The 15,802-nt window shown below is 68.6% G+C and carries 6 protein-coding genes; 2 read left to right on the top strand and 4 right to left on the bottom strand.

Annotated features, from left to right (window positions below; genetic code table 11):
- The first annotated feature begins 5 nt into the window (after positions 1–5).
- A complete protein-coding gene (locus tag BHU15_RS09205; RefSeq protein WP_079128027.1) occupies positions 6–1,559 on the top strand; it encodes a glycosyltransferase family 4 protein in 1,554 nt (517 codons plus the stop codon).
- 69 nt (positions 1,560–1,628) lie between these two features.
- Here the strand turns inward: BHU15_RS09205 and wecB are convergent, their stop codons facing one another.
- From wecB to BHU15_RS41195, 4 genes are all read right to left on the bottom strand, one after another.
- On the bottom strand, positions 1,629–2,750 hold the full coding sequence (gene wecB / locus BHU15_RS09200) for a non-hydrolyzing UDP-N-acetylglucosamine 2-epimerase (RefSeq protein ID WP_069626739.1): 1,122 nt from the start codon (positions 2,748–2,750) through the stop codon (positions 1,629–1,631).
- A 70-nt stretch (positions 2,751–2,820) separates the two neighbouring features.
- Complete coding sequence (locus BHU15_RS09195; RefSeq protein WP_069626738.1) at positions 2,821–3,435, bottom strand: acyltransferase; 615 nt, start codon at positions 3,433–3,435, stop codon at positions 2,821–2,823.
- A gap of 22 nt (positions 3,436–3,457) precedes the next feature.
- Positions 3,458–4,567, bottom strand: coding sequence for an acyltransferase family protein (locus BHU15_RS09190; RefSeq protein ID WP_069626737.1), 1,110 nt, complete (start codon positions 4,565–4,567; stop codon positions 3,458–3,460).
- Positions 4,568–4,690: 123 nt separating this feature from the next.
- Positions 4,691–8,986 carry an FG-GAP-like repeat-containing protein gene (locus BHU15_RS41195; protein ID WP_069626736.1) on the bottom strand — a complete coding sequence of 1,432 codons (4,296 nt, stop codon included), beginning with the start codon at positions 8,984–8,986 and terminating at the stop codon, positions 4,691–4,693.
- 400 nt (positions 8,987–9,386) lie between these two features.
- Between BHU15_RS41195 and BHU15_RS09180 the strand changes: the two genes are divergently transcribed.
- On the top strand, positions 9,387–15,728 hold the full coding sequence (locus BHU15_RS09180) for an RHS repeat domain-containing protein (RefSeq protein WP_303741184.1): 6,342 nt from the start codon (positions 9,387–9,389) through the stop codon (positions 15,726–15,728).
- Positions 15,729–15,802: the final 74 nt, after the last annotated feature.

The raw sequence follows: 15,802 nt of genomic DNA, 5'->3' as shown, positions 1-15,802 counted from the left end.
GAGACATGCCAGAGCGTCGCCCCGGACGAGTCGTGATGCTCGTCGACAACACCATCGACGGCGACTCACGGGTCCAGAAGCACGCCCGGTCGATGGCGGACGCGGGGTGGGAGGTCCATCTCATAGGCCGCGCGCCGGCGACCGGTCCCGACACCTACCAGCTCGGTGAGGCCCAGATCCACCGGCTGACGCTGCGCCGGCTGCCGCCGCGCAAGTCGCTGCGCCGCCGGGTGACGGGCGTCCGCTACCCGCTGGCGTACGACAGCCAGGACAAGGCGGTGCTCAAGAACCGCCGTATCAAGGTCGACTGGGCCGAGCTGGAGGTGCGGGGCGCGGGCGCCGCGGCCCGCACCGGAATCGCGCAGCCGTCCAGCAGCAAGCAACTGCCGCTCATCGCCGCTCGGTTGGCGGGCAAGGTCCGGCGCACCACCATCCGGGCCAGGACCCGTCAGACGAAGGCCGCCGCCGCTGCCTGGGGCGACAAGAACGGCACGCTCGAAGGTCTGGAGATGGCCTTCTGGGGCGCCACGATGGGGGACAGGGCCTGGCGGCGGCTCGATCCGCTGCCGCTGCGCTACGAGTTGAGCTACCGCGACAAGATCGAGGAGCTGCAGCCCGATCTGATACACGCCCACGACTACCGCATGATCGGTGTCGCGGCGCGTGCCGGCGTACGGGCCCGTGCGGCGGGCCGTGACGTACGGGTCGTGTACGACGCGCACGAGTTCGTGCCCGGACTCGCGCAGGCCAACCCGTCGAAGAAGTGGCTCGCCTCGCAGGTCGCCTACGAGCGCGAGCACATCCCCTACGTCGACGCGGTGGTCACCGTGTCGCCGGCGCTGGCGGAGATGCTCCAGACCTCGCACGGTCTCAAGGAGCTGCCGGTCGTCACGCTCAACGCGCCGCCGAAGCTGGTGCCCGGCGAGGAGACGTCCTCGGACTGGACCACGGAGGGCGGCGCCAGGGACGTACGCGAGGCGTGCGGGCTCGGGCCCGGCACACCGCTGGCCGTGTACTGCGGCGGGGCGGCGCCGCAGCGCTGTCTGCACACGATCGTGGAGTCTCTGGCGTACACGGACGACGTGCACGCCGCCTTCATGATCAACAACCTGGAGGGCGAGTACGTACGCTCGCTGCGCGAACTCGCGGAGAGCATCGGCGCGACGGACCGGGTGCACTTCATGCCGTACGTGCCGTACGACGTGCTCGTGCGGTTCCTGTCGACGGCGGACGTGGGCATCCATCCGCTGCGCAAGGGGCCGGTGAACCACGAAGTCGCCCTGAGCACCAAGTTCTTCGAGTTCATGCAGGCGCGGCTGCCCGTCGTGGTCAGCGACGTGAAGGCCATGGCGGACGAGGTGAACCGCGTCGGCAACGGCGAGGTCTTCCGGTCCGAGGACGGCAAGGACCTGGCGCGGGCGGTGGGGGCGGTGCTGAGCGACCGGGACCGCTACACCGCGCCGTACGAGCTGCCCGGCATGCTCGACGAGTGGAGCTGGGAAGCGCAGGCGGAGAAGTATGTGGCGCTGTACGAGCGGCTGTTGAAGCATCTCGGCTGACGCTGCCGATGCTGTACGAGTGAAAGCCCACCCGCGCCGCGGGTGGGCCCTCACTCGTACAACGACTCGTCAGACGTGCGCGGCCTGGGCAGGAATGGCCGTCGGCTCAGTGGCCTGTTCCATGAGCTCGACGACGCGGCGCGCGGCCGTTCCCTCGCCGTACGGGGCGCCGTGCGGGGCCGTCGGGGCCGACCGTACGGCCAGCTCCGCCCACTTCTCCGGGGACAGCTCGTGCGGGTCCGGGACCAGGTGGTTCCAGCCGTCCTCCAGGGTCTCGACCCACTCCGTCTCGGGGCGGATCGTGGTGCAGACCCGGTCCAGGAGGTACGCCTCCTTCTGGAGGCCGCCCGAGTCGGTGACCACACCGGCCGAGGCGAGGACGCCGGCGACGAGACCCGCGTACGGCAGCGGCCGGCCCACGCGTACCGAACCCTGGTTCAGCTCGATGCCGTGCAGCTGCGCCTTGGCGACCAGCCGGGGATGCGCCAACAGCGCGACGGGCAACGGCAGTTCACCCAGCGCCTTGATGATCGCGGCGAGCCTGTCGGGGTCGTCGGTGTTGTCCGGGCGGTGCAGGGTGGCGAGCAGGAACGGCGCGCCGGGATCGATGCCCTCCGGCAGCGCCGGGGCCGGGTGCTCACCGGCGAGCACGGCGTCGCGGATCCGCAGGCAGATGTCGACCATCACGTCGCCGGCCAGCCGCGAGCGCTCGGCGAGGCCCTCGTTGGCGAGATGGCGCATGGCCTCGGCGGTGGGGGCCAGCAGCAGATCGGCGCAGTGGTCGGTGAGGACGCGGTTGTGCTCCTCGGGCATCCGGCGGTTGAACGACCGCAGGCCCGCCTCCAGATGGGCGACCTTCAGGTGCTGCTTCACCGCGGAGAGCGCGCCGGCGATCGTGGAGTTGGTGTCGCCGTAGACCAGTACCCAGTCGGGCTGTTCGGCTTCCAGGACCGGGTCGAGGGCGGAGAGCACGGCCCCGGTCTGGGCACCGTGGCTGCCGGACCCGACGCCCAGGTGGACGTCGGGGTCGGGTATCCCGAGGCCGGAGAAGAAGACGTCCGAGAGGTCGGCGTCGTAGTGCTGTCCGGTGTGGACGATGACGTGCTGGTGCTCGGTCCGCGCGAACGCCGCGGCGATGGGCGCGAGTTTGACCAGCTGTGGACGGGCACCGACGATGCTGATGACTTTCATCGAACACTCTTCTGCAAGGCCACGGACGGTGGCGGTCTGGTGTGTGACGGTCTGTGCGGGTTCGTGCGGTTCAGCGGGCGGCGGGCGCGTCGCGCTCGGTGAGGACGCCCACCTTCTCGTCGTGCAGCGCGCCGGTCCTGGGGCACTCCCACACGCCGGGCTCCCCGTCCCGCGCGACGAGCTTCACACCCGCGCGCCCGACCCAGCCGATCCGGCGGGCCGGCACGCCCACGACCAGCCCGAAGTCCGGTACGTCCTGGGTGACCACGGCGCCGGCGGCGACCATCGCCCAGCGGCCGATCCGTACGGGCGCCACGCAGACCGACCGGGCGCCCAGCGAGGCGCCTTCCGCGATCTTCACGCCGACGGCCTCCCAGTCGGAGCCGCGCTTCAGCTTGCCGTCGGGGTCCACGGAGCGGGGATTGAGATCGTTGGTGAGGACGACGGCGGGCCCGATGAAGACCCCGTCGGCCAGCTCGGCGGGCTCGTACACCAGCGCGTAGTTCTGGATCTTGACGTTGTCCCCGATACGGACCCCGGTCCCGACATAGGCACCCCGCCCGACGACGCAGTTCTCCCCGAGACGCGCGTTCTCCCGGATCTGCGCGAGCTCCCAGACGCTGCTGCCGTCACCGACCACCGCGGTCTCGTCGACCTGGGCGGTGGGCTGGACCCTGTAGTTCACGCGGCTGCCTCTCCGAGTTCTCTTACGAGTTCTTTTCCGACGGTTGAGCATACGTCGGGGACCCGGGCCCGGTTCCGCCGCCCGCCCGCAGCGCCCACCCCATCCGGGGCTCCACCACGTACCGCAAAGCCCGGCGTACCGGAGGCGTGCACAGCGCCGTCACCAGCAGCGCGGCGGCCAGGGTCACCGCGATCCGGCCCGCCTGGGTCTCGAAGAAGGGGTCCTCGTAGCCACCGAGATACCGTGCGCCGCGAATGAGGAAGCCGTGCAGCAGATACCCGTAGAGCGTCCCGGCGCCCAGCGCGGTCATCCACAGCCTGCGGCGCGGCACCCACGCCAGGAAACACGCCCCGAGGACCAGCGCGGCGGCGAACATCAGCAGGGTCATCGCCGCGCCGGTCCAGACCGGCTCCTCCAGCTCCCGGGCGCTGTAGCTCCTGAAGAGCCACGAGGTGCTCACGCGCGGGACCGACCAGTACGCCACCAGCAGGGCGGCCAGCAGGACGGGCAGCGCCGCGACCCGTACCCAGGCACGGCGCAGATAAGCGAAGTGCTCGGGGCGCAGCCGTAGCCCCAGGACGAAGAACGGCAGGAACTGAAGGACCCGCATCAGCTGGAGGTCGTCCCCGACCCCCGTCGACATCGACGCGAGCGCGGCGACGGCGAGCGCGAGGGGGACCGGCCACCGGACCAGCTGCCAGAACGGCGTGGTGATCCGCCACAGGAACAGGGCGGGCAGGAACCAGAGGATCCAGTACGGGTCCGTGGGCGTCAGCGGGAATCCGGGATCCTCGACCGCGCGGTGGAAGAGCGTGTACGCGACCTCGAAGGTCGCGTACGGCACGAGGACCCCGGTGAACAGCCGCCACACCCGCTTGGGGCTCAGGTCGAAGCCGCGCGAGAAGTAGCCCGCGATCACGATGAAGACCGGCATGTGGAACGCGTAGACGAAGGTGTAAAGGGCCTCGACCACCCGCCCACTGTCCGGCAGCGGCTCCCAGGAGTGCCCGACGGCGACCAGGACGATGGCCAGGTACTTCGCGTTGTCGAAGAACGGATCCCGCTCCACGGCGCCCGAGCCGGCACTGGTGGGAGAGGCTTCGGGGCGCTGCTGGGAGACCGATGAGACCATCACGACACCCTAGAGGGTGTCTTGTCGATCAGCCGGCGACGCACGTCTGCCCCGGCGCTCGGGGGCGCCGGGGCAGACGTGGAAAGGCGTCGTCTCAGCCGGTCAATTCAACGGCTTAACGGCTCAGAGATATCTGCCGAATATCTCGGACCGCGTGTACCAATTGCCGGGTGGCGACTGCCAGCTCGCCGCCGGTTCGGCGAACGCGCCGGAGGGTGCGGTGATCCACGTCCACAATTTGACGGTCGAATCGTCGTTGTACCGGTACATGGCCGCCAGGTCGTCCTGCCCGTCGCCGTCGTAATCCCCGGCCACGAGCTTCATCTCCGTGAGCCAGAAACGGCCCGCCGCCGCTTCCCAGAGGACCGAGGGGGATTTCACCGTGCCATTGGCGGTGCCGGCGAAGGCGTGCACGATGTCATGACCGTCGGCGAAGTCGTACCAGGTCGCGAAATCGTCGCGGCCGTCGCCGTTGAAATCGCCCGAGAAGAGTTCCGTGCGGGCCCAGTCCCCGTAGGCGGTGCTGCCCCACGCCTCTACGGGATGGTTGAAGCCGCCGGAGGGCGAGGTCAGGAACGTCCACAGTTTGACGCTCTGGTCGTCGTAGTCGTACAGCACGCCGAGATCGTCCCGGCCGTCACCGTTGAAATCGCCGGTGGTGAATTTGGCTCGGCCGAGGGCCCAGGACGTCGTGGACCACGAGCTGAAAGGATGATTGAACTTGCCGGCCGAGTCCGCGGTGAAGGTCCACAGCTTCGTGCTGTCGGTGTACCGGTACCAGACCCCGAGGTCGTCGCGCCCGTCGCCGTTGAAGTCCCCGGTGTGCAGCGTCATCCGGTCCAGGGTCCACGCGCCGCCCCAGGAGCTGAACGGCTCGTTGAACGTGCCGTTGCCCTTGCCGATCCAGGTCCAGAGCTTGATCCCGTCGTCGTACTGATAGGCGGCGGCCACATCGTCTGTGCCGTCACCGTTGAAGTCGCCGGTCATCGTCTTCATCTGGCTCCAGTCCCAGCCGCCGGCGCTTCTCGTCCACGCGGTGACCGGGGCATTGAACGAGCCGTCCGAGTTCGTCCGGAAGCCATGGATCGCGTCATGACCGTCCGCGTAGTCGTACCAGGACGCGATGTCACTGCGACCGTCCGTGTTGTAGTCGTGCCTGATCGCCGTGCCGCTGCTCCACAGCGACTGGCCCTTCACGTTGTAGATCACCAGGTTGCCGCGGTCCTGGAGCAGGGCGAAGCCCTCCGGGGCCGTCGTTCCGGACTGCCAGAGGACCGTGCTGCCGTCCGACTTGTAGACCACCAGGTTGCCGCCGGTCTGCATGATCGCCTTGGCGCCGACATTGCCCGACGTCTTCGACTCCCACAGCGTCTTGCCCGCGTTGGAGGTGATGACGAGGTTGCCGTCGTCGCCCATCGTGAGCTTGGCCGAGCGGGACGTGAAGGACTGGCCGCCGGTCAGGGTCGTGCCCGCCGGGATGCGGGAGCCGCCCGTGATGCCGTCGATGACGAACGAGGCGCCGAAGGAGACGTTGTCGGCCGCCGGGGTCTTTCCCGGCCAGCCCAGCATCGTGTTGTCCGTCTTGCGGGCCCACAGGTCTGGCTTGCCGTCGCCCGTGACATCGCCGACGGAGCCCACGGCGGGGTACGCCGCGGTGGTGTAGCCGGTGCCGATCTTCACGCGGCCCGCGCTGTTGCCCCAGGTCGTGGGGTCGAGCAGGCCGTCCGGGCCCTTCTTGCCGTACGAGCGCCAGATGGTGCCGTTGGCGTTCTCACGCAGCCACAGGTCGGCGATCTGGTCGCCGTTGAGGTCGCCGGGGGCGATGACCGTGAACTTGTCCCAGTCGCCGTTGCCGACCAGGACCGGCTCGCGGGAGACGTCGAGGGAGTACGTGGCGCGGTTGCCGTAGTACGCCCACAGCTGCTTGCCCTGCTTGACCAGCAGATCGGGCTGGGTGTCGCCGTTGATGTCACCGGCGGCCACGACCTGCTCCGCGTTGTGCCAGTGGTCGTCGCCGGTCCACTCCTCGCCGTAGTCGCAGCCGAGGTCGGGGTCCTTGACGGGGCAGGCGACGCTCAGTTCCTTGTAGTCCTCGCCGATGACACCGGCGCCGTCGTTCGGGTACGTCCAGAGCTTCTGCTTCTTGTCGACGTCGTCGTACTCCAGCGAGACCAGGTCGTTGTAGCCGTCCTGGCCCCAGTCGCCGCGCGAGTCGACCTGGCTGCCCGCGAAGGACTTGCCGCCGCCGTTGGTGGCGGCGGAGAAGCTGCCGTCGCCCTGGCCCGCGTACGTCAGCAGCGTGCCGTTGGAGTCGATGCTCCAGATGTCGCGGTTGGCGTCGCCGTTCAGGTCGCCCGGTCCGTCGCGCTCCTCGGAGCGCGTCGCGTAGTAGACGTAGGTGGCGGTGTCGGACCGGTTGCCCGCCTTGTCGACGCTGAACGCGTAGAGGAAGTGCGGTCCGTAGCCGGGCGGCTTGACCGTGACGGGGACGCCGGGCTTCGCGTCGCGCACCTCGGGGTTGTAGTCCGTGTACCAGCTGTACTGGGCCACGTCGGTGACCCCGTTGGCCGCGAAGGTGAACTTGCCCGCCTCGCGCGCCTTGCCGGTGACGGCCGGCCAGCCGTTCTCACCGGGCGGGAACTGATTGCCCACCGAGCTGATCACCGGGGGCTTGCTCGGCCGCGTACGGTCCAGGGTGAACTTGCAGGTGGCCGACCAGCCGGAGTACGCGCCGTCCTGGTCCTTGGTGCGGGTCTTCCAGGTGTAGCTGCCGGTCGGCAGGTCGACGTCGGGCACGACCAGCGTGGAGATCTTGTTCTTCGCCGCCGGGATCGACTTGTTCACCACCGCGGTGCTCGAACCGGACTTGAAGACCTGGAACTCGGCGGTGAGATTGCCGGCGTCCTTGTCGTCGTACTTCGCGTACAGACTGACCCGGGTGTTGCCGATCAGACCGCCGTTCGCGCAGGAGGTCTTGGGGTTGGTGCCCAGCCCCGTCGGTGTCCTGGGCGGGTTGTTGTACTTCGTCTCCAGCACCGCGGTCTTCGCGTCGAACTTCTTCCAGCCGAACGTATCGCTCTCGTTCGAGGCGTACAGACCGAAGTTGACGCTGGACCACTTCTTGGAGGCGGCCTCACGGACCTTGTCCGTGGCGTCGAACTCCAGGTTCCCGGCCGCGCAGTCCTTGCTCCAGCCCTTGGAGTCGTCGACGGTGTAGAGCTTGTCGTACTGCGCGGGCTGCTTGTTCCAGGTGGTCTTGGAGGAGATGGGCCCGACGTGGTACAGGTCGACGGGCCGGTCCTGGCACGACCACGACCAGGTGTTCCTGATCCGGAAGGTCGACGACTTGACCTGGGCGCCCTTGATGTTGCTGGTGTCGAGCTGGAAGAAGGAGCGGGAGAGACCGTTGGTCTCCGCCTCGTACCCGACCCGCACCACTTCCTTGGTGTTCCAGAAGGAGGTGTTCGGATACTTCTTGTAGACCCGGGTCCAGTTCTGCCGCTTGCCCCAGGCCCACGACGGGTCGATGTAGACGGGGTACGCGGTGTTCGCGCCGGTCAGCAGCGCCTGGTCGGGCTTGATCTCCAGGGTGTCGCCGCTGACGGTCGTGGGCATCTGCGCGTCCTTCGCGCCGGGAGCCGGCTCGAAGAGATCGCCGGGAGTCTCCTCTTCGGCCGCGGCCTGTGCCTTGGCCGTACGGCCCGCCGCCTGGGGGTCGTCCGAGCTGATCGACGTGGAGTCCCACATCAGCGGTGACGGGCTGGTGAAGACCGTCTCACCGGCCGGGTTGACCGCGGTGACGCTGCCGGTCTCCGTGTCGGTCGACACGCTCAGCCCGACCGTGTCCAACTTGTACTTCAGCGAGGCGAGTTCGGGGTTGGTCGCGGCCGTTGCCGTCTTGACGACCAACAGCTGTGAGAAGCCCTCGACCTCGGCCTTGAGCTGGAGGTCGACGCCGGGCAGTACCTCGGAGTACGTGGCGACATTGCCGTCCAGGGTGGGCGTGGGCAGCGGCTTCGGCCAGGTCAGCGACAGGGTGCGGCCGTCCTTGACGCCGGTGAGCAGCGCGCCGGATCCACCGCCCGAGAACGTCACCGCCACGGTGGACGCCTTTGGTGCGATCCGGCCATCGGAGGCCGGGGCGAGCGTCGGATCGGTCGCGATCCAGGCGCCGTTCCTCAGCATCCGTATCGGCGTGCCGTAGCGCTTCACCGAGAACGAGCCGTCGGGCTGCGCCCAGGTGTCGGACGACTCGGTGCGCGCCGAGATCAACTCGTAGGGCTGGCCGGTGGCTTGGGCCTGTTGGAGCGCGTAGTCCTCTTCGCTCGTCGAGCCGTCGGCGACGGGGTCGGCGGCCGCGGCCGCCGCTGCGGACGGCGGGGCGGCCGCCGCGGGCACCGCTGTCACGGCCGGGGCCACGACGGCTCCGGCGAGCAGTATGGATAGAACGTGTTTCGGCCAATATCTCTTTCTTGAGCTGGATCTTGTCGTACGCACGACACCTTCCCCTCTGTTCTGGCGTTTCCGCGCGGTGACTCTATAGCGACGCGGCGTAATCCTCGTTCGTCACGCGGCCTTTACATCTGCAAGATGATCAAGTGCCGCGATTTTCCTGCAAATTGGACAGAGGGGATGTGTGACTCCGTTCCGCCTCGGCCTGATTGGGCTGCGGAGAGTGATGCAGGCAACAGTGAGTGGTTAATGTCAGGAAAACAACAGCTTTACGCCGCAGGCGACTTGTGAAGAAGCTGTTGACACCACCTTTACCCGCACTGTTACTGTCCGTCGGGCTTTACTGACAATACGCAAGGGGTGGGGCGTGAGCCGTTTCGGCATGCGGGGATGGGTGGTCGTACTGGCCACCTCGGTGATGGCCGGAATGCTGTCCGCGGCCCCGGCGGTGGTGGCGGAGCCGAATTCCGGCGCGGCGCTCTCCGCCGCGAAGCAGCCGCCCGCTGTCCCCGTGACGAAGGCCGGAATCGGCGGCGCCAAGCGCGCCGACGCCGCCGCGTCGAACCCCTGGAAGTCGCCGAAGGTCGAGTGGCCCGAGGCCGGGTCGGCGACCGTCGACCTGAGCGGGGCGTCGGCGTCGGGGGCCGCGTCCGCGTCGGCGTCCGCCAAGGGCGCCGCACGCGCGGCGGGTTCGCTTCCCGTATCGGTCGCCCCTGCCGCGGGCAAGCCGGCCAAGCCGGCCAAGCTCGCCAAGGTGAAGGTCGCCGTCGCGGGCCGGGCCGCCACCGACGCCGCGGGCGTCGACGGCCTGCTGCTCAGTGTCGCCCGCGCCGACGGCGCCGACGGTGCCGAAGCCGGGACCGGCAAGGCGCGCGTCGCCGTCGACTACTCGTCCTTCCGCGGCGCGTACGGCGGTGACTGGGCCTCCCGGCTGCGGCTGACCGAGCTGCCCGCCTGCGCGCTGACGACCCCTCAGAGAGCCGCCTGCCGCACGGGCAAGCCGCTCGCCACGGACAACGACACCGCGTCCGGCCGCCTCACGGCCACCGTCGACGTCGCCCGCGCCGGCGCCACCGTTCTCGCCGCCGCCGCCGAAGCCGCGGGCCCCTCCGGCGACTACAAGGCCACCTCGCTCCAGCCGTCCGGCACCTGGAGCGCCGGCGGATCGACCGGCTCCTTCAACTGGTCGTACCCCATCGGCGTACCCGCCGTCCCCGGCGGCCTCCAGCCGTCCGTCGGCCTCGGCTACAACTCCCAGACGGTGGACGGCCGTACGGCGGCGTCGAACAACCAGCCCTCGTGGATCGGCGACGGCTGGTCGTACGAGCCCGGCTACATCGAGCGCCGCTACAAGGCGTGCAACGACGACAAGACCGACGGCACCAACACCACCAAGGTCGGCGACCTCTGCTGGTACAACGACAACGCCGTCCTCAACCTCGGCGGCAAGTCCACCGAACTCGTCCACGACAGCGAGAAGGGCTGGCACCCGGCGCAGGACGCGGGCGAGAAGGTCGAGAAGCTCACCGGCGCCGACAACGCCGACAAGGGCACCGCCGGCGCCAAGGGCGAGGGCGGCTCCGGCGAGCACTGGAAGATCACCACCACCGACGGCACCCAGTACTTCTTCGGTCTGAACAAGCTGCCCGGCTGGAGCGACAACGGCGCCGCCGCCGACGACCCGCTCACCAACTCCGTACTCACCACACCCGTGTTCGGCAACCAGAGCGGCGAGCCCTGCTACGACGCCTCCTTCGCGTCCGCCTGGTGCCAGCAGGCGTACCGCTGGCAGCTCGACTACGTCGTCGACGTACGCGGCAACGCGATGACGTACCACTGGAAGACCGAGCAGAACAACTACGGCCGCAACGTCTCCGAGACCACCGGCAAGTCAACCGCCACCAGCTATCTGCGCGCCGGCTACCTCGACCGCATCGACTACGGACTGCGCGCCGGCAGCCTCTTCTCGGCGAAGGCCGCGGGCCAGGTCCACTTCGGTGTGGAGGAGCGGTGTCTCGCCGACTGCGGAACGTTCGACGCGGCGCACGCCAAGAACTGGCCCGACGTGCCGTTCGACCAGCACTGCAAGGACGACGCCGAGTGCAAGGACCAGTACTCGCCCACCTTCTGGTCCAAGAAGCGCCTGACCTCCATCACCACCAAGGTGCTGACGGGCGGTGCGTACAAGGACGTCGACTCCTGGTCGCTCAAGCAGGGTTTCCCCGCCGCCGGTGACGGCATCTCCACCCCGATGTGGCTGGAGTCCCTGACCCGTACCGGCAAGGCGGGCGGCAGCAGCGCGCTGCCCCCGGTGACGTTCGCCGGCCAGCAGAAGCCCAACCGCGTCGACAAGCTCGGCGACGGCCTCGCCCCGTTCATCCGGCTGCGGATCTACCAGATCACCACCGAGTCCGGCGGCACGATCGCCGTCGACTACCGGGACCCCGACTGCACCGCCACCAGCCTGCCGCCGACCGACGACTCCAACAGCACCCGCTGCTACCCGGTCAAGTGGGCCTTCGAAGGCGACACCGCCAAGCAGGACTGGTTCAACTCCTACGTCGTGCAGCGGGTCTCCGAGGGCGACAACCTGGCATCGACACCGGACACCGTCACCGAGTACGACTACCTCGGCGGCGCCGAATGGGTTAAGAGCACCGACGAGTTCACCAAGGCCGCCGACCGCACGTACTCCCTCTCGCGCGGTTACGAGCGGGTGCAGACCCGCAAGGGCGCCGGCGCCGACACCCGGCTCCTGAGCGAGACGCGCTACTTCCGCGGCATCGACGGCGCCGAGGTGAAGAACTCCGCGGGCACCGCTGTCACCGACCGGGAGCAGTTCGCGGGGGTGCAGCGCGAGAGCGCCACCTACAACGGCGACGGCGGTGCGCTCGTCAGCGCGGTGTCCTACACCCCGTGGCGCTCGGCGAAGACCGCCACCCGTGCCCGCACCGGGCTGCCGGACCTGGAGGCGTACCTCTCCGGGACGGAGGCGGAGGAGACCCGGACCACCGTCGCGGGCGGCACCCGCACCACACGCACCACCCGCGACTTCGACGCGTACGGCATGGTCACCAGCGTCTCGACGCTCGGTGACACGGCCAAGAGCGGCGACGAGCAGTGCACCACCACGACGTACGCGCGCAACACCACCACCAGGGTGCTGGACAAGGTGTCGCGCTCGGAGACCGTGGCCGCCGCCTGCGGAGCGGCCGTCAGCCGCCCGGACGACGTGATCGACGACGTCCGCACGTACTACGACTCCCTCGCGCTGGGCGCCGCCCCCACGAAGGGCAATCTCACCAGGACGGAGCGGATCAACGGCAAGGGCGACGGATACGACACCGTGTCCTCGACCCCCAGCGTCTGCGGGACGGCGAAGGACGAGCTGTGCTTCGACAGTTACGGCCGCCAGCTGGCGGAGGCCGACGCGTACGGCAAGATCACCAGCACCGTCCACACGCCCGCCACCGGTGAGGTGCCCACCGGCGTCGCCGTCACGAACGCGCTCGGCCACACCGTCACCACCACACTGGACCCGCTGCGCGCCCAGGCCCTGACGGTCACCGACGCCAACGACCGCGTCACCACCAGCGTCTACGACCCGCTCGGGCGCGTCACCAAGACCTGGCTGCCCAACCGCCCGGCTGCCACCAACCCCGACTCTCCGAGCTACTCGTTCGCGTACCTGATCCGCCGCGACAACGTCAACGTCGTCACCACCACCAACCTCACCCACGACGCCAAGTACGCGACCAGCTACGCCTTCTACGACGGACTGCTGCGCCCGAGACAGACGCAGGCGGAGTCGCCGGACCGCTCGGGTCGGCTGATCACCGAGAGCTTCCACGACACGCGCGGTCTCGCGGACCGCTCGTCGGGGACGTACTACGCGGACGGTCCCGCGGAGCCCGTCCTGGTCACCGGCCAGGAGACGAAGTACCCGGCGCACACGGAGACGCTGTTCGACGGCGCGGGACGCCCGACCGCCGTCATCTCCAAGAAGTTCACGGACGAGACCAAGCGCACCACGACGTCGTACACGGGCGACACCACCACGGTCGTGCCGCCGGAGGGCGCCACCGCGACCACGACGGTCGTCGACGCGCTGGGCCGTACGACGGAGCTGAAGCAGTACACGGACGCCGGGCGCACCACCTCGCAGACCACCGCCTACAGCCACGACAAGAAGGGCCGCCTCGCGGAGGTCACGGACCCGTCCGGCGCCAAGTGGACGTACGGCTACGACATCCGGGGCCGCCAGACCACCAACAGCGATCCGGACAAGGGCAGTTCGACCACGACGTACGACAAGGGCGACCGCGCGACGGACACCCGCGACGCGCGCGGCATCACGCTGCACACCGACTACGACGACCTCGGCCGGCAGACCGCGCTCAAGAAGGGCACGACCACGCTGGCGACGTGGACGTACGACACCGCGAGCCGGGGCAAGGGCCAGGCCGCGAAGACCACGCGCCACGTCGGCGTCAACGCGTACGAGACCGCGATCACCTCGTACGACGCCTTCTACCAGCCGATCCTCACGCAGACGACGATCCCGGCGAACGAGGGCGCGCTCGCTGGCACGTACAAGTGGATCACCGGCTACAACCCCATCAGCGGGCAGGTCGCGCGCACCGAGCAGCCCGCGATGGGCGGACTGCCGGCGGAGCGGGTCGCCAACACCTATACGCCGGTCCACGGCCAGTTGGACACGGTGGGCGCGGGGGCGGACATGCTGGTCTCGGACAGTACGTACGACCACTACGGACGTCCGACCATCCAGAAGATGGGCGCGTTCGCCCAGTCTGTGTCGGTCGCGAGCGAGTACGACGACCACACGAGCGAGCTGAAGCGCAGCTACATCGACCGCGAGGTGGCGCCGCAGCGCGTCGAGGACACGGCGTACAAGTACGACCCGGCGGGCAACATCAAGCAGATCGCGACGGCGTACGGCCAGGACGCGACGCGCACGACGGACACGCAGTGCTTCGCCCTGGACGCGCTGCGCCGCATCACCGAGGCATGGACGAACACGGGCACGACGTGCGCGTCGGCCCCGTCCGCCTCGGTGGTCGGCGGCCCGGACGCGTACTGGAGCACGTACGTGTACGACGCGGTGGGCAACCGCAAGACGGAGACCCAGCACAAGACCGCCTCGGGCCCGACCACCGACACCCTCCGCACCTACGCCGCGCCCCCGACGGGCAAGCACAACCTCCCGTCGGTGACCCAGACGGGCACGGCGCCGCGCACGGAGACGTACACGTACGACGCGGCGGGCAACACGGAGACCCGCAAGATCGGCAACGCGGACAAGCAGACGTTCGTGTGGGACGACGAGGGCCACCTGGGCTCGGTCACCAAGGTCACGGACACCACGTCGTACGTCTACGACACGGCGGGCTCCCGCCTGATCCGCCGCGACAGCACGGGCACCACGCTCTACCTCCCCGGCGGCAACGAACTCCACCTGGACAAGACCGGCAAGGTCACGGGCACGCGCTACTACACGGCGGGCGACGAGACGATCGCGATGCGCACGGCGGGCAAGCTGACGTTCCTGCTCAGCGACCACCACGGCACGGCGACCACCCAGATCACGGCGGACGCGACCCAGTCGATCACCCGCCGCAAATCAACGATCTTCGGCGCCCCACGCGGCACGCAGCCCACGAACTGGGCGGGCGACAAGGGCTTCGTGGGCGGCACGATCGACAAGTCGACGGACCTGACGCACCTGGGCGCCCGCGAGTACGACCCGTCGATCGGCCGCTTCATCAGCGTGGACCCGATCCTCGACCTGTCGGACCCCCAACAGACGCACGGCTACACGTACGCCAACAACAACCCGGTGTCGTTGAGCGACCCCACCGGGCTTCGGCCCGAAGGGGCCTGCGGTGGATCCGGCCCGTGCAATGTGGGAACTCCGGAGGAGCCCGAGTGGGAGACGTGGATCCCGAGTGACTCCAATGGAAATGGCTCACACGGGAGTTCAAGTGGGTGTGGTGGGTGCAGCGGTGGTAGCTCCGCAGGTGGGAGCGGTGGAACCGGAGGTTCCGGAGGGCTCAGCTGTAACGCTCTCTGCCAACTCCACAAGAGTTCGTACCGGCAGGGAGTGCAGACCTACGCGGGAACGATTGATTCCTATAACGTCCTCGCGTCTTGGATGATGGGAAACGCGCCTGACACGTGGGCATTCAGTGAGGGTGATGAGTTTACCGAGGAGGTGAAACGGCAGCGATGGCTCGACCATGTGAGAGGGTTGTTGGGCGAAGATATGAAGGGGATGAAGGTCGGCGAATCCACCAGATACGATCGCAAGCTTTCCGATCTGGGCGCAATTGGGAAGTACGCCCAGATGGTGGAGGATTTCTATGGCATGGCGACCGGGGGGAAGCTCACTCGCGAAGGGGACGGCGGACGCAGCTTCAACCAGTCCGCTGCCGTCCTCGGGTCCTACTCGCTAACGGCGAAGTTGACCTCTGTCGCAAAGGATGGGAAGAGCGGCAAGGTGCAATTCACTGTCAAAAATACAATGACTCGCGAATCGGGAATGAGGAGCCCTACCGGGGAAGGATACAAGAGCGGAAAATCGAACAGTCAATTGCGGTTGATCTTTGATTCGATACTCGGAGTATTTCCGAACGGGCAGCGCCCCACGGACATCAGAGTTTCATGGAGTGAGTCGATTGCTCTCCGTTAGGATGCGTCGCCGGATCTGCCTTACTGGTCTCGGCGCTCTCCTTTTCGCTCTTTCGGGTTGCGTGGAATCTGAAG

It is taken from the genome of Streptomyces niveus, assembly GCF_001723055.1.
Lineage (GTDB): Bacteria > Actinomycetota > Actinomycetes > Streptomycetales > Streptomycetaceae > Streptomyces > Streptomyces niveus.
The sequence above is the reverse complement of the archived record's forward strand: the minus strand, read 5'-3'. Positions and strand labels throughout refer to the sequence as shown.

Coding starts and splice junctions, on each gene's coding strand:
- BHU15_RS09205 (WP_079128027.1), top strand. CDS start 6: ATGCCAGAGCGTCGCCCCGGACGAGTCGTGATGCTCGTCGACAACACC.
- wecB (WP_069626739.1), bottom strand. CDS start 2,750: ATGAAAGTCATCAGCATCGTCGGTGCCCGTCCACAGCTGGTCAAACTC.
- BHU15_RS09190 (WP_069626737.1), bottom strand. CDS start 4,567: ATGGTCTCATCGGTCTCCCAGCAGCGCCCCGAAGCCTCTCCCACCAGT.